21 protein-coding genes and 1 tRNA gene are annotated in these 19,991 nt (G+C 66.6%); 15 read left to right on the plus strand and 7 right to left on the minus strand.

The features are described from left to right. Positions 1 to 62: 62 nt before the first annotated feature. On the minus strand, positions 63 to 1,988 hold the full coding sequence (locus ACN0RJ_RS20850) for a TonB-dependent receptor domain-containing protein (RefSeq protein ID WP_417725539.1): 1,926 nt from the start codon (positions 1,986 to 1,988) through the stop codon (positions 63 to 65). 324 nt (positions 1,989 to 2,312) lie between these two features. On the opposite strand from ACN0RJ_RS20850, the gene tig reads away from it, so the two are divergent. Continuing rightward, positions 2,313 to 3,644, plus strand: coding sequence for a trigger factor (tig, locus tag ACN0RJ_RS20855; RefSeq protein WP_417722363.1), 1,332 nt, complete (start codon positions 2,313 to 2,315; stop codon positions 3,642 to 3,644). Between the two features lie 132 nt (positions 3,645 to 3,776). On the opposite strand, the gene ACN0RJ_RS20860 is transcribed toward tig, so the two are convergent. From ACN0RJ_RS20860 to rpsF, 4 genes are all read right to left on the minus strand, one after another. Next, a complete protein-coding gene (locus tag ACN0RJ_RS20860; protein ID WP_417722362.1) occupies positions 3,777 to 4,112 on the minus strand; it encodes a helix-turn-helix domain-containing protein in 336 nt (111 codons plus the stop codon). Between the two features lie 241 nt (positions 4,113 to 4,353). Continuing rightward, positions 4,354 to 4,953 (minus strand): 50S ribosomal protein L9, encoded by a 600-nt coding sequence (gene rplI, locus ACN0RJ_RS20865; RefSeq protein ID WP_417722361.1) that lies wholly within the window; start codon positions 4,951 to 4,953, stop codon positions 4,354 to 4,356. A gap of 12 nt (positions 4,954 to 4,965) precedes the next feature. Next, positions 4,966 to 5,193, minus strand: coding sequence for a 30S ribosomal protein S18 (gene rpsR, locus ACN0RJ_RS20870; protein ID WP_417722360.1), 228 nt, complete (start codon positions 5,191 to 5,193; stop codon positions 4,966 to 4,968). A 23-nt stretch (positions 5,194 to 5,216) separates the two neighbouring features. After that, positions 5,217 to 5,609, minus strand: a complete 393-nt coding sequence (gene rpsF, locus ACN0RJ_RS20875) for a 30S ribosomal protein S6 (RefSeq protein WP_417722359.1) — start codon at positions 5,607 to 5,609, stop codon at positions 5,217 to 5,219. A 233-nt stretch (positions 5,610 to 5,842) separates the two neighbouring features. On the opposite strand from rpsF, the gene ACN0RJ_RS20880 reads away from it, so the two are divergent. Both ACN0RJ_RS20880 and ACN0RJ_RS20885 read left to right on the plus strand, forming a co-directional pair. Then, complete coding sequence (locus tag ACN0RJ_RS20880; RefSeq protein ID WP_417722358.1) at positions 5,843 to 6,082, plus strand: hypothetical protein; 240 nt, start codon at positions 5,843 to 5,845, stop codon at positions 6,080 to 6,082. A gap of 111 nt (positions 6,083 to 6,193) precedes the next feature. Further along, on the plus strand, positions 6,194 to 6,766 hold the full coding sequence (locus tag ACN0RJ_RS20885) for a YceI family protein (protein WP_417722357.1): 573 nt from the start codon (positions 6,194 to 6,196) through the stop codon (positions 6,764 to 6,766). Between the two features lie 83 nt (positions 6,767 to 6,849). Here the strand turns inward: ACN0RJ_RS20885 and ACN0RJ_RS20890 are convergent, their stop codons facing one another. Beyond that, entirely contained in the window at positions 6,850 to 7,440 is a 591-nt protein-coding gene (locus ACN0RJ_RS20890) for a TetR/AcrR family transcriptional regulator (RefSeq protein WP_417722356.1), read from the minus strand. 101 nt (positions 7,441 to 7,541) lie between these two features. On the opposite strand from ACN0RJ_RS20890, the gene ACN0RJ_RS20895 reads away from it, so the two are divergent. The 12 genes from ACN0RJ_RS20895 to ACN0RJ_RS20950 all read left to right on the plus strand — a co-directional run bounded on the left by ACN0RJ_RS20895 (position 7,542) and on the right by ACN0RJ_RS20950 (position 18,973). Next, positions 7,542 to 7,835, plus strand: a complete 294-nt coding sequence (locus tag ACN0RJ_RS20895) for a hypothetical protein (RefSeq protein WP_417722355.1) — start codon at positions 7,542 to 7,544, stop codon at positions 7,833 to 7,835. A gap of 78 nt (positions 7,836 to 7,913) precedes the next feature. Further along, positions 7,914 to 9,200: a homoserine dehydrogenase gene (locus ACN0RJ_RS20900; protein WP_417722354.1), complete on the plus strand. Its 1,287-nt coding sequence runs from the start codon at positions 7,914 to 7,916 to the stop codon at positions 9,198 to 9,200. A 104-nt stretch (positions 9,201 to 9,304) separates the two neighbouring features. Further along, the gene (glpX, locus tag ACN0RJ_RS20905; protein ID WP_417725540.1) at positions 9,305 to 10,270 is read left to right on the plus strand and encodes a class II fructose-bisphosphatase; all 966 of its coding nucleotides are present in this window, start codon (positions 9,305 to 9,307) and stop codon (positions 10,268 to 10,270) included. 129 nt (positions 10,271 to 10,399) lie between these two features. Continuing rightward, positions 10,400 to 12,139 carry a single-stranded-DNA-specific exonuclease RecJ gene (gene recJ / locus ACN0RJ_RS20910; protein ID WP_417725541.1) on the plus strand — a complete coding sequence of 580 codons (1,740 nt, stop codon included), beginning with the start codon at positions 10,400 to 10,402 and terminating at the stop codon, positions 12,137 to 12,139. A 149-nt stretch (positions 12,140 to 12,288) separates the two neighbouring features. Continuing rightward, positions 12,289 to 12,363, plus strand: a tRNA-Glu gene (locus ACN0RJ_RS20915). 329 nt (positions 12,364 to 12,692) lie between these two features. Next, the gene (locus ACN0RJ_RS20920; RefSeq protein ID WP_417722351.1) at positions 12,693 to 13,313 is read left to right on the plus strand and encodes a TetR/AcrR family transcriptional regulator; all 621 of its coding nucleotides are present in this window, start codon (positions 12,693 to 12,695) and stop codon (positions 13,311 to 13,313) included. Between the two features lie 105 nt (positions 13,314 to 13,418). Next, positions 13,419 to 14,597 carry an ABC transporter substrate-binding protein gene (locus tag ACN0RJ_RS20925; RefSeq protein WP_417725542.1) on the plus strand — a complete coding sequence of 393 codons (1,179 nt, stop codon included), beginning with the start codon at positions 13,419 to 13,421 and terminating at the stop codon, positions 14,595 to 14,597. A 61-nt stretch (positions 14,598 to 14,658) separates the two neighbouring features. Next, positions 14,659 to 15,528, plus strand: a complete 870-nt coding sequence (locus tag ACN0RJ_RS20930) for a branched-chain amino acid ABC transporter permease (protein WP_417722349.1) — start codon at positions 14,659 to 14,661, stop codon at positions 15,526 to 15,528. Positions 15,529 to 15,532: 4 nt separating this feature from the next. Then, positions 15,533 to 16,516, plus strand: a complete 984-nt coding sequence (locus ACN0RJ_RS20935) for a branched-chain amino acid ABC transporter permease (protein WP_417725543.1) — start codon at positions 15,533 to 15,535, stop codon at positions 16,514 to 16,516. Further along, on the plus strand, positions 16,513 to 17,277 hold the full coding sequence (locus ACN0RJ_RS20940; RefSeq protein ID WP_417725544.1) for an ABC transporter ATP-binding protein: 765 nt from the start codon (positions 16,513 to 16,515) through the stop codon (positions 17,275 to 17,277). Before ACN0RJ_RS20935 ends, ACN0RJ_RS20940 begins: the two co-directional genes overlap by 4 nt. Beyond that, positions 17,264 to 17,983, plus strand: coding sequence for an ABC transporter ATP-binding protein (locus ACN0RJ_RS20945; protein ID WP_417725545.1), 720 nt, complete (start codon positions 17,264 to 17,266; stop codon positions 17,981 to 17,983). The genes ACN0RJ_RS20940 and ACN0RJ_RS20945 overlap by 14 nt, the downstream gene beginning before the upstream one ends. A 15-nt stretch (positions 17,984 to 17,998) precedes the next feature. Beyond that, positions 17,999 to 18,973: a dipeptidase gene (locus ACN0RJ_RS20950; protein WP_417722345.1), complete on the plus strand. Its 975-nt coding sequence runs from the start codon at positions 17,999 to 18,001 to the stop codon at positions 18,971 to 18,973. A gap of 52 nt (positions 18,974 to 19,025) precedes the next feature. Here ACN0RJ_RS20950 and ACN0RJ_RS20955 read toward each other — a convergent pair whose 3' ends face one another. Beyond that, entirely contained in the window at positions 19,026 to 19,925 is a 900-nt protein-coding gene (locus ACN0RJ_RS20955) for a LysR family transcriptional regulator (RefSeq protein ID WP_417725546.1), read from the minus strand. Positions 19,926 to 19,991: the final 66 nt, after the last annotated feature.

Genomic DNA, 19,991 nt, shown 5'->3' on the forward strand with positions numbered 1-19,991 from the left:
AGCCCCCGTCCGGCGGGCCGGGGACGGGGGCGGGCAGGTCCCGCCCCCGTCGAGGTGCCGTGTCAGAACCGCATGGTCGCGGTCAGCTGGATGGTGCGCCCCGGCTCGGTCAGCGGCACCACGGAGCCGGTGAAGTCGAGCCCGTCGGAACTGCGGCTGGCATAGGTCCGGTCGAAGACGTTCTTCACGTCGAGACGCAGTTCCAGGTTTTCGAACCCGGCGGGCGTATAGCTGGTGTAGAGGTTCAGCACCTCGTAACCCGGCAGGTCCGGCGAGGTCGCGTCGTTCTCGAGCGCGATTTCGGCATTGCCGCCGATACGCCAGTTGTCGCGCAGATCGTATCCCGCCTCGAGCGCCACGACGCTGCCCACCGGACGTCCGATGTAATAGGCCGTGGTGCCGATGGTCGAGCCGTCCAGCGTCACGTTGGCATGGGTGTAGTTGAGCTTCGCATAGCCGCGCGTCCCGGTATAGGAGATCGAGCCGTCGAACCCGCGCGAGGTCATGTCGACCTGCGCGCCCCGGTCCCCGCCGGAGGGCAGGACCGCGGTGATGTTGCTGATCTCGGTATGGAACAGCGCACCGCTGATCGCCCAGGGCCCGGAAGCGTAGCGCAGGCCAAGGCGCGCCGCGCGGCTGCGCGAGGCGGTGAAGTCGTCATAGGTCCAGGGGGTGCGGTAGTCGACCAGCGCCGCTTCGCCGAGGGCATAGCCGCCCCAGGTCGATGCCACCCCCGCGTTCAGGGTCAGCGTGTCCGACAGCAGCACGTCGACCGCGCCGTTGAGGCTGAAGCCGCCGTCCTCGAAGTCGGAGCCGTCGGCGCCCTCGAACCGCTGGTGATCGTACCTTGCGCCGTAGCTGACCGAGATCCGGTCGCTCAGATCCTGCCGCGCCTGCGCGAACAGCCCGACATTGCGGCGGGTTTCCTTGCCCGAGGTCCCCTCGGTCGCCTCGGCGCTCTCATCGAAGAAATCAAGCCCCGCGGTCAGCGTGCCCGTGCCGAGCTGCCAGCGGTTGCTCACCGTGCCGGAGAGGCTGGTGTTGACGCCGGACTGGTCGCCCACGTCCACTTCCTGCTCGTTGTAGCTGAGCTGTACCGTCGGGGCGAACCAGCCCTGCGGCTGCTCGTCCGTATAGGTCAGCGTGTAGGAGGAGCGTCGGGCATAGCCGTCGATGATGGTGGTCGGGCGCGCGGGGCTGGTCAGGCCCGCGAAATCCGAGCGGATGAAGCCGCCCTGGGAGGCGCGGGGGCCGGTGTCCTCGGTCTGCGAGGCGGAGAAGGACAGCCGCTTGCCGGCCTCCGAGGTGAAGGCGAGCTTGAGAATCCAGTCGTCGAGTTCGGCCGCCGTGCCGTCGATGGTCGTGCCGTCGCCGTCGTCGTATTCGTCACCGCGATGGCGGGTGCCGCTCAGCAGGTATTCGAACCCGCCCTGCCGGCCGAAGAGCGACAGCGTGCTGCGCAGCCCGCTGCCGTTCGTGCCGCCGCCGAGGGTCAGGATGCCGCCGAAATCGTCGCCCGGTTCAAGCAGGTCGCGGGCGTCCTTGGTGGTGTAGGCCAGCACGCCGCCAAGCGCGCCGGGGCCCGCATCGGCGGGGGCGAGGCCTTCGCTCACCTCGACCTTCTTCAGCAGCGAGGGATCGAGCAGCACGTTGCCGGTGTGGTGGAACGCGCCCTTGTTCTGTCGCGCGCCGTCGATGGTGACCGAGAGCAGGCTTTCCTCGATCCCGTTCACCGTGACCTTCTGGGCCATCGCCGCGCCGCCGCTGACCGAGACCGAGGATTCGCCCGCGAAGACATCCTTGACGGTTGCCGGGTTGCGCGCTTCGAGTTCTTCCTCGGTGATCTCGGCATTGCCGAGCAGGGTCTGGGCCGCCGCGCCCTCGATGCGGATCGTGCCGAGAAAGACCGGATCGGTCTCCTGGGCGGAAAGGCTGCCGGCGCAAAGCGCCGTGGTCAGGAGCGCGAGCCCCCGTGTGGTCTGTGTCATGGAACTGTCCCCGGATCTGTCCGTGTCGTGCTGGCTGGAAGCACGTCTCGGTGGGGACGGCGGTCTGGCGGATTGCAATGATCCGCTGATACCTGAGTGATTTTATCAGGTCAATGCGCCCCGTGCCGATGGCCGGAAAGGCGGGATCACAGGCCCGCAAACGCCGCGCCCGGGCGGTCTCGGGGGCGCCGGGCACCGCCGATGCCCCTGCCGCGCGCGGCGCCCGGTGGCGAATCCGCCTTGCATGGGACCCTTCTGATGCTTAGAAGGCTGCAAATTCGGACGAGGGGCCTTTTGCGCCCCGCTCAAGATGTGAGGAATGGGATGCAGGTCACCGAGACGCTGAACGACGGGCTGAAGCGCGCGTATGCGATCACCGTCACCGCCGACGAACTCGACGCCAAGGTTGTTGCCAAGCTGGAAGAAGCGCGGCCGGAAATCGAGATGAAGGGCTTTCGCAAGGGCAAGGTGCCGATGCCGCTGCTCCGCAAGCAGTTCGGCCAGCGCCTGCTGGGCGAGTCGATGCAGGAAGTCATCGACGGCGCCATGAACGAGCATTTCGAGCAGACCGGCGACCGCCCGGCGCTCCAGCCGCAGGTCAAGATGGCCGACGAGGACTGGAAGGAAGGCGACGACGTCAATGTCGAGATGAGCTATGAAAAGCTTCCCGACGTGCCGGAAATCGACCTGACCTCGATCTCCGTCGAGAAGCTCGTCGTGAAGGCCGACGATGCCGCCGTGGACGAGGCGCTGGCCTCGCTCGCCGAAACCGCGCAGGATTTCAAGGATCGCCGCAAGGGGTCCAAGGCCAAGGACGGCGACCAGGTCGTGATCGACTTCCTCGGCAAGGTCGACGGCGAGCCCTTCGACGGCGGCGCCGCCGAGGATTACCCGCTGGTGCTGGGCTCCGGCTCGTTCATTCCGGGCTTCGAAGAGCAGCTCGTCGGCCTCAAGGTCGAAGAGGAAAAGCTGGTCGAGGTGTCCTTCCCCGAGGAATACGGTGCGCCGAACCTCGCCGGCAAGGCCGCGACCTTTGACGTCACCGTCAAGGCCGTCAAGGAACCCGTTGCCGCCGAGATCGACGACGAACTGGCCAAGAAGTTCGGTGCCGAGGATCTCGACGCGCTCAAGACCCAGATCCGCGAGCGCCTCGAAGCCGAGTACTCCGGTGCTGCGCGCCAGGTGATGAAGCGTGAAGTGCTCGACGCACTGGACAAGCTGGTCGACTTCGACCTGCCCCCCGCGCTGGTCGACGCCGAAGCCGGTCAGATCGCGCACCAGCTGTGGCACGAGGAAAACCCCGAGGTTCACGACCACAACCACGATCACGTGGAGCCGACCGACGAGCACAAGAAGCTTGCCGAGCGTCGCGTGCGCCTCGGTCTGCTGCTGGCCGACCTCGGCCAGAAGGCCGAAGTCACCGTGACCGATGCCGAGATGACCCAGGCGATCATGTCCCAGGCCCGCCAGTATCCGGGCCAGGAGCGCGCCTTCTTCGACTTCGTGCGCCAGAATCAGCAGATGCAGCAGCAGCTGCGCGCGCCGATCTTCGAGGACAAGGTGATCGACCACATCGCCGCCTCCGCCACGGTGACGGAGAAGGAGATCTCGAAAGAAGACCTCCAGAAGGCCGTCGAGGCGCTGGACGAGGAATAAGCCGCAGCGGGGTACGCCCCGCGACATCGGCCGAAGACAGACCGCCGCCGGGGCTCCCGGCGGCGGTTTTCGTTTCGGGACTGATCGGGGCAGGGGGCGGGCGACGGGGCCTCACGGCCCGTCGCCGCGCCCTCAGGCGCCGCGAACCATGCGTTGAAGCATCTCCATCGCCTCGCGCCGGCGCGGCTTGTCGAGCGCGGAATAGAGGCTGCCGAGCAGCATCAGCTCGGGCGCGGCGGGGGCTTCGGGCAGGGCGGCTGCGGCCTCCTCGAAAAAAAACTCCAGCGGCACGTCCAGCGCCCGCGCGATGCGCCAAAGGCGCACGGCGGCCACGCGGTTGACGCCGCTCTCATATTTCTGGATCTGCTGGAACTTCACCCCGGCCAGGTCCGCCAACGCGCCCTGCGACATTCCCAATGCCCTGCGGCGCGCTCTCATCCTGGCGCCGACCCCTTCGTCCATTGTCATTTTCCGTCCCCTTGCCCGGACTGTCCCGGATCGTTCACACAACGTGCAGGGCAATCGGACAGGCAGGCGCGAGGTTCAAGAAAACCGTGAACAAATGGTAAACCGGCGCGATGACGGCGAACAGTCCGGACAATTTTACGGGAATTGTCCGCGCTGGTTCCGGACATGAAAAAAGCCGCGGGACATCCCGCGGCTTTCGTTGGTGTGCGTTCGGTTCGACCCGGAGGGGCCGATGGCCGGATCAGGCGTCTTCGTCGTCCGACGCCGGGGCGTCCTCGTCCGAAGAGGCGGCGCCGAGATCGTCGAACAGCTCGGAGATCTCGAATTCGGCCTGGGCCTCTTCCTCGGCCGCCAGTTCCTGAATGGACTTGCCGGAGGCCTGAAGTTCGGCTTCCTCGGGCGAACGGGCGACGTTCAGCTCGATGGTGACCATCACTTCGGGGTGCAGGTGCACTTCGACCTCGTGCAGGCCCAGCTCCTTGATCGGGAGACGGATGAGAACCTGCTTGCGGTCGATGGAGAACCCTTCTTCGGTGGCAACTTCGGCGGCGTCACGCGGGGTGACGGAGCCGTAGAGGTTGCCGCCGTCGGAGGCCTGGCGAATCACCACGAACTGCTGGCCGCCGAGCTTCTCCGCGAGAGCTTCGGCTTCCTTGCGGGTTTCGAGGTTGCGCGCTTCGAGCTGGGCTTTCTGCGTTTCGAAGGAGGCGATGTTCTCTTTCGAAGCGGTCAGCGCCTTGCCCTGAAGCAGCAGGTAGTTGCGGGCATAGCCGGGCTTGACGTCGACGACATCGCCCATCTGGCCGAGCTTGGCCACGCGTTCCAGAAGAATGACTTGCATGGGACTCTCTCCTTACTTCACGACATAGGGGAGCAGGGCGAGGAAGCGGGCGCGCTTGATGGCGCGGGCCAGTTCACGCTGCTTCTTTGCCGAGACGGCAGTGATGCGCGAGGGGACGATCTTGCCACGCTCGGAAATGTAGCGCTGCAGGAGCTTGGTGTCCTTGTAGTCGATCTTGGGGGCATTGTCGCCCGAGAAGGGGCAGACTTTCCGACGACGGAAAAACGGTTTGGTAGCCATGGTTTAACTCCTCAGTCCCGGGATCAGTTGCGACGTTCGCGGCGGTCGCCGCGGTCACCACGGTCGCCGCGATCACCACGGTCGCCGCGCTCGTCACGCTTCTGCATCTGGACGGAGGGGCCTTCCTCGTGGTCGTCCACCTTGATGGTCAGCACGCGCATCACGTCGTCGTGCAGGCGCATCAGGCGCTCCATTTCCTGCACGGCCGTCGCGGGGGCGTCGGTCTTGAGGAAGGCATAGTGGCCCTTGCGGTTCTTGTTGATCTTGAACGCCATGGTCTTGACGCCCCAGTACTCGGATTCGACGACCTTGCCGCCGTTGTCCGACAGGACGGTGCCGAAATGTTCGACGAGACCTTCGGCCTGCGCGTTGGACAGGTCCTGACGCGAGATAAAGACATGCTCGTAAAGCGGCATGTGTGCTCCATTTCTATCGAGGCGCATTTCATAGGACAGGCGATCCCTCCGCTCCTGCCCACGAGAGTCTGCGCGGTTCCATACGATCGCGCGGAGAGATGGGTCTCTATACACGGATCGGGAGCGGGTTCAAGGGTGGTGACCTGCCCGCGACTTTCCTCCTTTGTGCCGCATTCCGGTCGGGTTTTGCCCGGATCTTCGGTCCAAGGACACAACGACCGGAGACCGGACAGATGACGGCAGAAACCCTCGACGCACCGCAGTACCGCCGCCGTCCGGCGGACATGGGAACCCTCCTGCGCGCGGCGCTTGCCGTGGCGGGCACGGGCATGTCGCTGGCGGCCTTCGCGCTGTGGGTGATGCCGGGGACGTCGAACCTGCCGGAACTGACGCTCATCAAGCTGGGGCTGTCGCTGTTCCTGCTGATCGGAGGGCTGAGCTGCCTGACCGGGAGTCGCCGCGCGCGCCGCTGAGGCCGAGTGTTCGCAATTCCACAAATTCTGTGTGCAGACCCGGGGTTGCCGCGGCGCGGCGAAAGGTCAGATAACGGGGCATGAAACCAGTCCTTTGACGGAGACGCCCTGATGAAATCCTTCCTGCTCGCCGGTGCCCTGGCACTTGCCCCCCTCGCTGCTTCGGCAAGCGCCACCGAATACGTGCTCGATCCGAGCCACAGCCAGATCGTGTTCTCGTACAACCACCTCGGCTACTCGGTGGGTTACGGCATGTTCTCGGGCTACGAGGGCGAGATCGCCTGGGATGCCGAGAACCCGGCGGACTCCTCGGTGTCGGTATCCTTCCCGCTGAAATCCATGCTGACCGGCTGGGAAGCGCGCTTCGAGCACTTCATGTCGGGCGATTTCTTCGACGCCACCGATGACGAGATGGTCACCTTCGTTTCCAAGTCGATCGAAGTGACGGGCGAGGACACCGGCCTCATCACCGGCGACCTGTCGCTCAACGGCGTGACCAAGGAAGTGGTCCTGGACGCCAAGCTGATGCAGGCGGGCGATCACCCGATGGAAGGCAAGCCGTGGCTCGGCTTCACAGCGACCACGACGCTGCTGCGCTCGGACTACAATGTCGGCATGTTCGCACCCTACGTCAGCGACGAAGTCGAGGTCCGGATCTCGCTCGAGGCGATGCAGGCCGACTGATCGCGCCGCGCGGCGGGCAGGGATGCCGGCCGCGCGCACCGGTCGGGCGGGGCGCTATTTTCGCCGAAAGATCGGCGCCCCGCTCAGACCGCCCCGACGGATTTGCGGACCATGTCCCAGTAGATCCGCTCAACATCTTCCAGCGACAGGCGCCCGCCGGCGCGATACCAGGTGTTGACCCCGGTCAGCATGGCGATCAGCGCGTAGGAGGCCAGCCGCGTGTCCGGCACCGAGAGCACCCCCTCGGCCTGACCGTCGGAGAGGATGGTCTCGAGCGCGCCCTCGTAGCGGCGGCGCAGGCGCTCGATGATGGCGAAGTTCTCCGGGTCGAGATTGCGCAACTCCATGTAGGATATGAAGATCGCTTCGGGCCTTGCCAGGTTGAACCGGATGTGGAAGCGCACGAAGGCTTCCAGCCGTGACAGCGGGTCCGCGGGCAGCGGCTCGGCCTCCCAGGCTTCGAGAAGATCCTCCATGTGGCCTTCGAGCAGGGTGAACAGCAGCGCCTGCTTGTCCGGGATGTAATTGTAGAGCGCCCCGGCCTGTACCCCGACCTCCCGCGCGATCTGGCGCATGGAAACGGCGGCATATCCGTGCTTGGCAAACAGCTTCAGAGCCGCGGCGCGAATCCGCGGGCCGGTGATGTCCGAATGGGAACCCGCTGTCCGTGCCATGGGGCGAAAGTATATGAACATTTGTTCAGTACAAGCCGCAAGCTTGCTCCGGAGGCCCGACTGCGGCATGAGGGAGACAGATCACACGGACCAAGCCCTTGATGCGCCATTCGCCCCTGCCGATCCTCCTGCTGTGCGCCGCCCTGACGGGCTGCACGCAGTTCCCGGAACTCGACGCCACGGAGACGCCGGGCGTGGCCACGGCGCCCTATCCGTCGCTGGTTCCGCTGGAAACGCTGCTGGCGGCGCCCGCGCCGCGCGCGACACCCGAGATGCGCGCCGGGGTCGAGGGCCGCGTTGCCGGGCTGCGGGCCCGCGCGGCGCGGCTTCAGGGGGCGATCATTCCGGCGTCGGTTCGGGCACGGATGCGGCGCGGCGTGCAATGGCCGTACTGAGCGGCGCGCGCCCCGTTGCGCTGAAAGGCGGATGTCGCTAAGCGTCGCTCCGTCAATCTGCCCTGAAGGAGCCCGCACATGTCTGACCCTCTCCGTCTCGGAATTGCGGGCCTCGGAACCGTCGGGGCCGGAGTCGTCAAGATCGTCCGCCAGAAGGCTGCACTGATCGAGGCACGCACCGGCCGCCGGATCGAGATTTCGGCAGTGTCCGCCCGCAACCGGGACAAGGATCGCGGCGTGCCGCTGACCTCCTACGCCTGGGAAGACGATCCCGTCGCACTGGCCGCGCGCGACGATGTCGATGTCTTCGTGGAACTGATGGGCGGCAGCGACGGCCCCGCCAAGGCGGCGACCGAAGCGGCGCTGAGGGCCGGCAAGGACGTGGTCACCGCCAACAAGGCGATGCTGGCCCACCACGGTCAGGCGCTGGCGGAACAGGCCGAGGCGCAGGGCGCGGTGCTGCGTTTCGAGGCCGCCGTCGCCGGGGGCATTCCGGTCATCAAGGCGCTGACCGAGGGGCTGGCCGGGAACGACATCACGCGGGTAATGGGCGTGATGAACGGCACCTGCAACTACATCCTCACCCGCATGGAAAGCGGCGGCCTGACCTATGATCAGGCCTTTGCCGAGGCGGACGGCCTCGGTTATCTCGAAGCCGACCCGGAACTGGATGTCGGCGGCATCGACGCCGGGCACAAGCTATCTCTGCTGGCGGCCATCGCCTACGGCACTCAGGTCGCCTTCGACGGGGTCGAGCTGGAAGGCATCGGCCGGGTGTCGATCGAGGATATCCGCCAGGCCTCGGACATGGGCTACAAGATCAAGCTGCTCGGGGTGTGCCGGCTGACCGGGCGCGGGCTCGAACAATCCATGATGCCCTGCCTCGTGCCCTCGACCTCGCCGCTCGGGCAGCTCGACGGCGGCACCAACATGGTGGTGATCGAGGGCGACCAGGTCGGCCAGATCGTCATGCGCGGCGCGGGCGCCGGCGAGGGGCCCACGGCCTCGGCGGTGATGGGCGACGTCATGGACATCGCGCGGGGCACGCGGCTGTCGACCTTCGGCGCGCCGGCGAGCACGCTCGTCAAGGCGGTGCCGGCCAAGGCGACCACCCCGGCCCCCTATTACCTGCGCATGGCGCTGGCCGACCGGCCCGGCGCGCTGGCCAAGGTGGCGGCGGCGCTGGGCGAGGCGGGGATCTCGATCAACCGGATGCGCCAGTACGACCACGTGGCCGAGGCCGCCCCGGTCCTGATCGTCACCCACAAGACCACCCGGGCCGCGCTGGATGCGGCGCTCTCGGCGATGCCGGGCACCGGGGTCGTCCAGGGCACGCCGGTGGCGCTGCGCATCGAACAGGTCTGAGGGGCCGCGGGCACAGGGCGGCCCTCGTTAGCGCGACCGCCCTTGCCACCGCGACCTGCCGCACGTTAAACCCGCGTCAACGGCCCATTTCAAAGGACACGCCCATGTCGATCCCCAAGGATTTCAATGACCGCATGCTTTCTCTGGGCCTCGCCCGGGTGGCGGAACAGGCGGCCATCGCCTCCGCCAAGCTGATCGGCCACGGCGACGAGAAGGCCGCCGACCAGGCCGCGGTCAACGCCATGCGCGAACAGCTGAACCTGCTCGACATCAAGGGCGTCGTGGTGATCGGCGAGGGGGAGCGCGACGAGGCGCCGATGCTCTACATCGGCGAAGAGGTCGGCACCGGCAACGGCCCCGGCGTGGACATCGCGCTCGACCCGCTGGAGGGGACGACGCTCACCGCCAAGGACATGCCGAACGCGCTGACCGTGATCGCCATGGGGCCGCGCGGCTCGATGCTGCACGCGCCGGATGTCTACATGGAGAAGCTGGCGATCGGGCCGGGCTATCCCGAAGACACCGTCACGATGGAGATGTCGCCCTCCGAACGTGTCGCGGCACTGGCCAAGGCCAAGGGGTGCAGCGCCTCGGACATCACCTGCTGCGTGCTGGAACGCCCGCGCCACGAGGAGCTGATCGCCGAGATCCGCGCCACCGGCGCCGCGATCCGGCTCATCACCGATGGCGATGTTGCCGGGGTCATGCACTGCGCCGAGGCAAGCATCACCGGGATCGACATGTACATGGGCTCGGGCGGGGCGCCGGAAGGCGTTCTGGCGGCAGCCGCGCTGAAATGCATGGGCGGCCAGATGTACGGCAAGCTGCTGTTCCGCAACGATGACGAGCGCGGCCGCGCGGCCAAGGCCGGGATCACCGATCTCGACCGCGTCTACAAGCGCGACGACCTCGTGACCGCCGACGTGATCTTTGCCGCGACGGGCGTGACCAACGGGTCCATCCTGTCCGGTATCAAGCGCGAGGTCGGCTGGATCACCACCGAGACGCTGCTGATGCGGTCCAAGACCGGCTCCGTGCGGCGGGTGATCTATCGCAACCCCTTCCACTGAGCGCCCGGCGCCGCGCCGGCGTGAGCGCGGGATAAGCGTATTTTGAACAAGAAGAAGCAGGGGGCGCGTTCCGTTCCCTGCTTTCTCGCCTTATCGGGGGGCGATGATGGACGGGATGGCGGACAGGACATGAGTTACCTCGGGGTGGAATCGTCGCTGACCGGACGGCGCTGGGTCGGACCGGGGGCCGAGGTGGCACGGCAGGCCGAAGCGATGGTGCAGGCCTCGGGGCTGCCCTTGCCGCTGTGCCTGGTTCTGGCGCGGCTCGGGGTGCCGGTGGCCGAGGTCGACGGCTACCTTGCGCCGAAGCTGCGCGACCTTCTGCCCGACCCGCGCACCCTGCGTGACATGGAGGTGGCGGCGGCGCGGCTGCTGCGGGCCGTGGCCCGGCGCGAGCGGATCGCGGTCTTTGCCGATTACGACGTGGACGGCGGGGCCTCTGCGGCGCTGCTGCTCGACTGGTTGGCGCAGCTCGGGCGCGAGGCGACGCTCTACATTCCCGACCGTATCGACGAGGGTTACGGGCCCAACGTGCCGGCCATGGCCGCCCTCGCGCGGGATCACGACCTGATCGTCTGTGTCGATTGCGGAACGCTCTCGCACGAGCCCGTCGCGGCGGCGGTCGGGGCGGATGTGGTCGTTCTGGACCACCACCTCGGGGGCGAGACGCTGCCCGACTGCGTGGCTGTGGTCAATCCCAACCGGCAGGACGAGGACGGTGCACTCGGCCATCTCTGCGCGGCGGGGGTGGTCTTTCTGATGCTGGTCGAATGCGGGCGCCAGATGCGCGCGGCGGGTCAGGCCGGGCCGGATCTCATGTCGCTGCTCGATCTGGTGGCGCTGGCGACGGTGGCCGACGTGGCGCCCCTGCGCGGCGTGAACCGGGCGCTGGTGCGGCAGGGGCTGGCGGTGATGGCGCGGCGCGACCGGCCGGGGCTGGTGGCACTGTCGGACGTGGCACGGCTCGACACCGCGCCGACCGCCTATCACCTCGGCTATGTCCTGGGGCCGCGGGTCAACGCGGGCGGGCGGATCGGCCAGGCGGATCTCGGGGCGCGGCTGCTGGCCGCGCGCGACCGCCATTCGGCCGACGCCATGGCCGAGCGTCTCGACAAGCTCAACACCGAGCGCCGCGAGGTCGAGGAGGCCGTGCGCGCCGCCGCCATCGCGCAGGCGGAAGAGCGCGGACTGGAGGCGCCGCTGGTCTGGGCGGCGGGCGAGGGGTGGCATCCCGGGGTGGTCGGCATCGTGGCGTCCCGTCTCAAGGAGATGACGAACCGGCCCGCCGTGGTGATCGGGCTCGACGGCGACGAGGGCAAGGGGTCGGGCCGCTCGGTGGCCGGGGTCGATCTCGGAGCGAGCATCCAGCGTCTGGCTGCCGAGGGGCTCCTGCTGCGCGGCGGCGGTCACAAGATGGCCGCCGGTCTGACGGTGGCCCGCGACAGGCTGGAGCCGGCGATGGCGCGGCTCTCCGATCTGCTTGCCCGGCAGGGCGCCGGTGTCGGTGGCGCGGCGGACCTTCGGCTCGACGGCATGCTGATGCCGGGCGCCGCGACGACCGAACTCTGCGAGCGCATCGAACTCGCCGGTCCCTTCGGTGCCGGAGCGCCCGGTCCGCGCTTTGCCATCGCCGACGCCCAGATCGGATTCGCCAAGAAGGTGGGGAGCGGGCACCTGAAACTGACCCTCAGCGACGGGCTGGGTGCCAAGCTGGACGCGATCTGCTTCGGCGCGTTCGACAGCCCGCTCGGCGCCGCGCTCAGCGAACATCAGGGCCAGCGATTCCACCTCGCCGGACGTCTGGACATCAACGAGTGGAACGGCCGCCGCACGGTGCAACTTCGCCTTGAGGATGCCGCGCCGGTCTGACCTTAGGGGATGGTATGTCCTTGATATGGTGTCTTTAATTTCCGAACGGGGCAGGTGCCGAAGTTTTTTGGGCCGGAGGCGGGATTTTCCGAATTTTCCGCTTGCAAGGTCCACGAGCTTTGCCTAGAACCCCCCTCACCGAAGCGCACGGCCCGTTCGTCTATCGGTTAGGACGCCAGGTTTTCAACCTGGAAAGAGGGGTTCGATTCCCCTACGGGCTGCCACGCTTCGTTGATTTTCCCTGAAAATATGATCGACCGGACCCGCCCCTGGGCTCGCTTTGCTGCGGGACGTCGAGGGTCTGCATCCGGGATCGGCCGGGCCGTCCGGCGCGGTGCGGAGGCTTGCCCGCGACGGGGCGCTTTCCCGGAGAGTGTCCGCTGAGCAGGCTTTGCAGAGGCCGCTTTCCGGATGCGGCAGGCCCCTGTCCTGATCATTTTCGAGGCAGACACCGCCGTATTCGGCCCGATCTCCCGGTAGATCTGATTTTCTTCGAAATAGTCGCTTGACGGGAATCAACAAACAAACTGTTCTGTATGTAAGTGGAGGCGACATGACGGACACGAAACGCAGAACACAGGATCAGCGCAGCGCGAAGACGCGGCAGATGTTGCTCGCGGCGACGGTGCAATCCCTGATGGAGGTTGGCTATGCCAACACCAGCACGGCGGGAATCGCGAAGCGGGCGGGGGTGTCCCGCGGGGCGCAGACGCATCACTATCCCGGCAAGATGGACCTCATCATCGCCGCGACCGAGGAGATGTTCGCCAACTTCGCCGGAGAACTCGAAGGCCTCGCGGGTGAGTTGCGCGCCGGAAGACTGAGCTATGACGTCTTCTTCGATTCGATCTTCGACGGCGTTCTCAACGGAGATTGGTTCTATTCCTCGCTTGAGATCATCGTTGCCGCGCGGGGGGACGAGGATCTGCGCCGCCATCTCGCGCCGCTCATCCTCGATCTGCACGAACGGTTCGAGGCGAACTGGTCGCGCACCTTCGTGGCCGTGGCGCCCGAGGTCGTCACGTCGCGGGTGGCCATGAACCTGGTCATGAACGTGTTCCGCGGCATGGCCGTGCAGGCGGTCCTGCGGCGGGACGAGGCGTATTTTCAGGAGATGCTGTCGGCGTTGAAAACCATCATCGCCGTGCATGTCCGCCCGGTCGAGGCTGGCTGACATAGAAAACAAACAAGTCGGTCGGTTTTTATATGAGGCTCATGCCTCCAAGCACAAGCGGTTCGAAGCCGCGCATTTCCCGACATGAACCAACAGGAGATACCGATGAAGACACTCGTATCCGTACTGGCTGCCGCCGTGGTCGCAGCATCGCCGCTGCTGGCGCAGGGCGACGCCTTTGAAACCGAAGGCCTGACCGACGACGCCATCACGATCGGCGTCATGGGGCCCTTCTCCGGCAATGCCTCGTCCTACAGCAAGGCGCTGATCGGGATGATGGCCTATTACCGGAAGGTCAACGATGAAGGCGGCGTGCATGGCCGCAAGCTGGTGGCCGTGCAGGAAGACACCGCCTGCGACAGCGCCAAGGGGCTGGCCGCTGCGAAGAAGCTGATTTCGCAGGACAAGGTCTTCATGCTTCAGGGCAACTCCTGTTCCGGGGTCGCGGTTGCGCTGCGTCCGACCATCGAGGAGGCGGGGCTGCCGTGGATCGTCGCCCACGCGGTCAGCGACTCGATCTCCGATCCGCTGGCGGCCAACATCTTTCACGGCGTGCCGACCGGCAGGGCCAACGGGCATGCCATGGCGGCCTTCGTGCTGTCAAAGCCCGATACCTCGAACGTCGCGATCATCGAGCATTCCAACGACTGGGCGCACAGCTATTCCTATCCGGCGCGCGAATACCTCGAAGAGCAGGGCGTCAAGCCGTCGCTGGAGCTGACGATGGAGCGCGGGCAGACCGACGCCACGGCCCAGGTGCTGAAGCTGCGGCAGGAAAAGCCCGATTTCATCATCGCCGCGCTCTACGAGGCCGAAACCGCGATCTTCCTGCGGGATCTCAAGAAATACGGCATGGGCGACATTCCGGTGATGGGCACCGCGGGCACCGATCTCGAGAACACGCTCAAGCGGACCGGGGATTTCGACACCGTCAAAAACTACTACGTCATCCATTCCTATGTCGACAATCTCGACGGCCCCAAGATGAAGCCCTGGGGTGACATGATCCACAAGTACTACCCGGACGAAGAGCTTTCGACCTTCTCCTTCGTGTCGATCGGCTCGGCCGAGGCGCTGGTTGCCGCGCTCGAGGCGGCGGGGCCGGACCTGACCCGGTCGGGGCTGATTGCGGCGCTCGAAGGCATCCGCGATTTCGACACCGGCATCCTGTCGGACCCGATCACCTGGACCGCCGACGACCATCAGGGCGTGAAGGGATCGGCCGTCGCGGGATTTGTCGACGGCGAACCGACCGTCCTCAAGGCCTGGGGCCAGCCCTACTGATCGCAGCCCGACCTCCGGGCGCGGCAGCGCTGCGCCCGGTCCTTTCACAGGAGCCGACAACATGCTGATGCAGCTCACTTTGGGAGGTCTCTCCCAAGGCATGATCTATGCGCTCATCGCGCTGTCGCTGACGGTGGTCTACCGTTCGACGACGGTGGTGAACTTCGGCCATGGCGATTTCGTCATGGCGGGCGCTTTCCTCTCCTACGTGCTCGTGGTGCTGGCCGGCGTGGCCTTTCTTCCGGCCGCGGCGCTGGCGATGATCGCGATGTTCGTGCTGGGGGTGATGTTCAACCGGGGGCTTGTCCGGCCCATTCTCGGCGGCCCGCATATCGGTCTTGCCCTCATGTGCATCGCGGCGGGTTATGTGCTGCGCGGCATCGCCCGGATGGTCTGGGGGCGCGAGGTTCTGCCCATGCCCGCGGTCTTCGACATGGCGCCGATCTTTTTCGGCGACCTGGTGATCACCGGGGATGCGGTGTTCATCATCGGCACCGTGCTCGTGCTGCTCGTGCTGTTCTTCGGCCTGATGGCGATGACCGACCTCGGCAAGATGGTCCAGGCGGTCTACCAGAGCCCGCGCGGCGCCCGCCTCATCGGGCTGAACGTCGACCGGTTCAACGATTTCTCCTGGGGCGTGGGGGCGGCGCTCGGGGCGCTCGGGGGCATCCTCGTGGCGCCCGTGTCGCTGCTGCATCCCGATCTCGGGGCGAGTTTCCTCATCAAGGGCTTCGCGGCGATGACCCTCGGCGGCTTCGGCTCGCTCGGCGGGGCGGTTCTCGGGGGCGTGCTGCTGGGCGTCGCAGAGCAATATGCCGGGGCCTACCTCGATTCCGCGCTGATCGAGATCACCGCCTACGTGGTCATCGTGGCCGTCCTGTTCATCCGCCCGCAGGGCCTGTTCGGCCGCAAGGCCGTGGTGAAGGTGTGACCCCATGAGCCCGACCATGCCCACAGCCCGCCAGCGCCGCCTGCGCACCGTGATCTTCTGGGCCGTGCCCGTGATCCTGCTGCTGCTGCCGCTCGCGACCAACCCCTATACCCAGTTCATCGCCAACGGGATGCTCGTCTCGGTGCTGGTGACGCTGGGTTTCACCCTGGTCATCGGCAACCTCGGCCAGCTTGCCTTTGCCAATACCGCCTTCTTCGGGATCGGCGCCTACGGCTCGGCCATCCTGGCTGCCAAGCTCGGCGTGCCCTGGGTGCTGACCATCCCGCTCGCCGGGGCCCTGGGCGCGCTCGGCGGCTTCCTGGCATCCGCCGCCGCGCTGCGGGGCATCCGGGCCTATTACCTTGCCATCATCACGCTTGCCTTCGGAGAGCTGATGCGCTGGGCCTATCTTCATGCCAAGCCGGTCACCGGCGGCACCGACGGCATGCCGATGCCGCGCGAGACGATGTTCGGAATCTCGCTCAGCGACGACACGCTCAAGTTCTACATCTTCCTTGCCGTCACCGTTGTGCTGGTCAAGGCCACGCTGAACCTGATGCGCTCGCGCTTCGGCAGGGCGGTCATGGCGGTGCGCGAGAACGAGATCGCGACCGCCTCGCTGGCCATACCCACCGCGCGGGTGATCCTTGCCAGCTTCATGTGGTCGGGCTTTGTCGTCGGCTGCGCCGGGGCGTTGTTCGCGCGCCATGTCGGCCACGTCTTTCCCGAGAGTTTCGGAATGCTGCACCTCATCGCCTCCTTCGCGATGGTGCTGGTGGGCGGATTGGGCTCCGTGCTGGGATCGGTGCTCGGCGCGGTGCTGCTGACGGCGCTGCCGGAATACCTGCGCGCCTTTCCGGGCATGGAAGAGCTGTTCTTCGGCCTCATCGTCGCCGGGGTGCTCGTGGCGATGCCCATGGGGCTCGCCAGCCTCCTGCGCCGCCTGTCCCCGATCTTTGTCGAACGCTTCTACCGGGAGGCCCCATGACCACGCTTCTGCAAGTCGACGGTCTCAGCGTCCGCTTTTCCGGCCTCACGGCGCTCGACGACGTGTCCTTCACGCTGGAGGAGGGCGCCGTGCGCGCGGTGATCGGGCCCAACGGCGCCGGCAAGTCGACGCTGTTCAACGCCATCTCGGGTTACGTCGCCCCGACCTCCGGCACGGTGCGGCTGAAGGGCAGGGACCTGACCGGGGCGAGCCCGCACGAGATCGCCGAACAGGGGATCCGCAGGACCTTTCAGAACGGCGGGCTGTTTCCGGCGCTGACCGTGCTGGAAAACGTCCTGACCGGGCTGCACGCGCAGACCGAGGCGTCGTTCCTCGACATCCTTCTCGGTCGCAGCCGCGCGCTGAAGTCCGAGGCCGACAACATCCACCGTGCCCGCGAGCTGCTCGCGCTCATGTCGATGGACCACATGGCCGACACGCGGGCAGGCGACCTTTCGGGCGGCCAGCAGCGGATCGTCGAGATCGTGCGCACCGTCGCGTCGGACCCGCCGGTCCTGCTGCTCGACGAACCGGCGGTGGGGCTGTCGCCGGTCGCGCGGGCGCAGATGATGGAGATCATCCATCGGCTCGCCGGGGAAAAGGGTGTCGGCATCCTGCTGATCGAACACGCGGTGGAGCTGGTGATGGCCGCCGCCGACCGCATCCTCGTGATGGCGGCGGGCGCCCGCATCGCCGAGGGCACGCCCGAGGAAATCCGCAAAGACCGCGCCGTGCTGGAGGCTTACCTTGGACACTCCTGAACCGCTTCTCAAAATCCGCGATCTGCATGTCGGGTACGGCAAGAAACCGATCCTGCGCGGGGCGTCCTACGATGTTCTGCCGGGGGAATGTCTTACCCTGCTCGGGGCGAACGGGTCGGGCAAGTCGACCTCGCTCAACGCGGTCTGCGGCTTCGTGCGGCCCGGCTCCGGTTCGATCCTGTTCGACGGGGTGGAAACGGCGGGCCTGCCGCCGCACCGGATCTTTGCCCACGGCATCGCGCAGGTGAGTCAGGCGCGGGACCTGTTCCCCGATCTCACGGTGGAGGACAATCTGCGTCTCGGGGCAATGCGCCGGGGCGGCAAGGAACTCGGCCGCACGCTCGCCGAGGTCTACGGCCGCTTTCCGCGTCTTGCCGAGCGCCGCAGGCAGGCGACCCGGACCCTGTCGGGAGGCGAGCAGCAGATGGTCGCCATCGGCCGCGCGCTCATGTCCCGCCCCCGCCTTCTGCTGCTCGACGAACCTTCGGGCGGCCTCTCGCCTCAGTTCTGCGAGGAAATCGCCCTCATCATCGACCATCTCAAGGCCGAGGGCGTGACCATGCTCATGGTCGAGCAGAATCTCAACCTCGCCTTTCGCGCCGCCGACAGGTTCATCGTCCTGCGGGACGGACAGGTCGTCGACGGCGGCGACGTGCGCGCCATGGCCGGCGACCACGACGCCATCGTGCGCAACATCTATCTCTGATCGAAGGACCACCACATGACCACGCTGCACGACGATCTCATCGTCTTCGACGGGCTCATCATCTCGGACTGGGGCCGCCCGGTGTTCGAGGCGATGGCAGAAGGCGGGCTGACCGCCGCGAACTGCACCTGCTCGGTCTGGGAGAATTTCCGCGACACCATGATGGCCATCGGCCGCTGGAACGGCCATTTCCGGGACAACGCCGATCTTCTGATCAAGGCGCGGACCGTCGCCGACATCCGCCGCGCCAAGGCCGAGGGCAAGACCGCCATCGTGCTGGGGTTCCAGAACACCACGGCTTTCGAGGACCGGCTGGAGACCGTGGAGCTTTTCAAGGAGCAGGGCGTCGGCATCGTCCAGATGACCTACAACACCCAGAACCTCGTCGGGTCGGGCTGTTATGAAAGCACCGACAGCGGACTGTCCGATTTCGGCCACGAGGTCGTGGCCGAGATGAACCGCGTCGGCATGCTCTGCGATCTGAGCCATGTCGGCCCGAAGACCTCGCGGGAGGTGATCCTCGCCTCGAAGCGGCCGGTGGCCTATTCGCATTGCCTTCCCGCCGGGCTCAAGGCGCATCCGCGCAACAAGTCCGACGAGCAACTGCGCTTTATCGCCGAGCATGACGGGTTCGTCGGCGTGACGATGTTCCCGCCCTTCCTCGCCGCCGGCAATGGCGCGACGGTGGACGACTACGTCGCCGCGATCGAGTATATCGTGAACCTCGTGGGCGAGGAGCGCGTCGGCTTCGGCACCGATTTCACCATGGGCTACGGCGCGCGGTTCTTCGAATATCTCAACCGAGACAAGGGCTATGCCCGTCAATTGACCGAGATCTGGGAGGTCGAATTCCCCGACGGTCTGGAATCCGTTGCCGATTTCCCCAACCTTACCGCCGCGATGCAGCGCGCCGGCTGGTCCGAAGACAAGATCCGCCGGATCATGGGGGAAAACTGGCTCGGCCTGCTGGACCGGGTCTGGCAGGTCTGACCGGACGGGCGCCGGGGGCAGGGCACCGTGCCCGCGCGCCCTGGTGGCCGGGTCAGCCGCGTGCGGGGCGCTGCCGGATGACGTCGCGCACCGTGGCCATGAAAAGTCGCCCGGCGGAGGGGATGTAGCTGTTCCGCCGGGTGAGAAGGCCGAAGGTCCGCTGCAGTTCGAGGTCGGGAAGGCTGATCTGCTTCAACCCCTTCTCGCGAATGTCGCCCCCCGCCATCTTGGTCGACATGAAGGTGAGCAGGGAGGTCCGCGCGATGAGCGGCGGCATCAGCGCCAGCGAGTTCACCTCGATCCGGACCCGGGGCGGCGGCAGGCCGAGTTCGGCAAACCGCTTCTCCAGCCAGTCGCGCAGCGCCACGCTCCGGTTCGGCAGGACCCAGGAATAGCGGTTCAGATCCTCCAGCATCGCATGGCCCCCCGACAGTTCGTGATCGGCGCTTGCGACCACGACAACGGTGTCGTCGATGAGGTTCTGCACGTCATAGGCCTCGCTGCCGCTGGTCGGGCCCAGCACCATGTCGAGCGCATTGGAATCCATGGCGCTGCGCAGGACATCGTTCATGCCGATGGAGAGTTCCAGGGTGATCCCCGGATGTTCGCTGCTCATCCGCTCCAAGACATCGGGCATGATCCGGTCCATGAAGGTCGCCGCCGCCCCGATGCGAAGATGTCCGACGATGCCGCTGGTGCGGTCCCGCAACTCCTGCCGGGCCTCTTCCATGTTGCGCAGGATGTCCCGCGCCCGCTGCACCATCAGCGTGCCTTCGGGCGTGAGGTCGAGCGCGCGTCCCTCGCGGTGGAACAACTTCGCCCCGAGTTCCTGTTCCAGCCTTTCGATGCATTTGGTCAGCGCCGGCTGGGTCACGAGCAGCCGGTCCGAGGCCAGCCGGAGGCTGTCGGTTTCGGCGATGACCACGAGGTATATGAGATCGCGTTCGTTCATGGGCTCCAGTCCTAACCGATAACTTTCAGGAATGTAAAAACTAAAATTACGAATTAGATTAAATGA

The sequence above is a fragment of the Salipiger sp. genome (assembly GCF_048261495.1).
Lineage (GTDB): Bacteria > Pseudomonadota > Alphaproteobacteria > Rhodobacterales > Rhodobacteraceae > Salipiger.

What these genes read in the sequence shown, in the direction of transcription:
- ACN0RJ_RS20850 (WP_417725539.1), bottom strand. Translation starts at nt 1,988, where the DNA reads ATGACACAGACCACACGGGGGCTCGCGCTCCTGACCACGGCGCTTTGC.
- tig (WP_417722363.1), top strand. Translation starts at nt 2,313, where the DNA reads ATGCAGGTCACCGAGACGCTGAACGACGGGCTGAAGCGCGCGTATGCG.
- ACN0RJ_RS20860 (WP_417722362.1), bottom strand. Translation starts at nt 4,112, where the DNA reads ATGACAATGGACGAAGGGGTCGGCGCCAGGATGAGAGCGCGCCGCAGG.
- rplI (WP_417722361.1), bottom strand. Translation starts at nt 4,953, where the DNA reads ATGCAAGTCATTCTTCTGGAACGCGTGGCCAAGCTCGGCCAGATGGGC.
- rpsR (WP_417722360.1), bottom strand. Translation starts at nt 5,193, where the DNA reads ATGGCTACCAAACCGTTTTTCCGTCGTCGGAAAGTCTGCCCCTTCTCG.
- rpsF (WP_417722359.1), bottom strand. Translation starts at nt 5,609, where the DNA reads ATGCCGCTTTACGAGCATGTCTTTATCTCGCGTCAGGACCTGTCCAAC.
- ACN0RJ_RS20880 (WP_417722358.1), top strand. Translation starts at nt 5,843, where the DNA reads ATGACGGCAGAAACCCTCGACGCACCGCAGTACCGCCGCCGTCCGGCG.
- ACN0RJ_RS20885 (WP_417722357.1), top strand. Translation starts at nt 6,194, where the DNA reads ATGAAATCCTTCCTGCTCGCCGGTGCCCTGGCACTTGCCCCCCTCGCT.
- ACN0RJ_RS20890 (WP_417722356.1), bottom strand. Translation starts at nt 7,440, where the DNA reads ATGGCACGGACAGCGGGTTCCCATTCGGACATCACCGGCCCGCGGATT.
- ACN0RJ_RS20895 (WP_417722355.1), top strand. Translation starts at nt 7,542, where the DNA reads ATGCGCCATTCGCCCCTGCCGATCCTCCTGCTGTGCGCCGCCCTGACG.
- ACN0RJ_RS20900 (WP_417722354.1), top strand. Translation starts at nt 7,914, where the DNA reads ATGTCTGACCCTCTCCGTCTCGGAATTGCGGGCCTCGGAACCGTCGGG.
- glpX (WP_417725540.1), top strand. Translation starts at nt 9,305, where the DNA reads ATGTCGATCCCCAAGGATTTCAATGACCGCATGCTTTCTCTGGGCCTC.
- recJ (WP_417725541.1), top strand. Translation starts at nt 10,400, where the DNA reads ATGAGTTACCTCGGGGTGGAATCGTCGCTGACCGGACGGCGCTGGGTC.
- ACN0RJ_RS20920 (WP_417722351.1), top strand. Translation starts at nt 12,693, where the DNA reads ATGACGGACACGAAACGCAGAACACAGGATCAGCGCAGCGCGAAGACG.
- ACN0RJ_RS20925 (WP_417725542.1), top strand. Translation starts at nt 13,419, where the DNA reads ATGAAGACACTCGTATCCGTACTGGCTGCCGCCGTGGTCGCAGCATCG.
- ACN0RJ_RS20930 (WP_417722349.1), top strand. Translation starts at nt 14,659, where the DNA reads ATGCTGATGCAGCTCACTTTGGGAGGTCTCTCCCAAGGCATGATCTAT.
- ACN0RJ_RS20935 (WP_417725543.1), top strand. Translation starts at nt 15,533, where the DNA reads ATGAGCCCGACCATGCCCACAGCCCGCCAGCGCCGCCTGCGCACCGTG.
- ACN0RJ_RS20940 (WP_417725544.1), top strand. Translation starts at nt 16,513, where the DNA reads ATGACCACGCTTCTGCAAGTCGACGGTCTCAGCGTCCGCTTTTCCGGC.
- ACN0RJ_RS20950 (WP_417722345.1), top strand. Translation starts at nt 17,999, where the DNA reads ATGACCACGCTGCACGACGATCTCATCGTCTTCGACGGGCTCATCATC.
- ACN0RJ_RS20955 (WP_417725546.1), bottom strand. Translation starts at nt 19,925, where the DNA reads ATGAACGAACGCGATCTCATATACCTCGTGGTCATCGCCGAAACCGAC.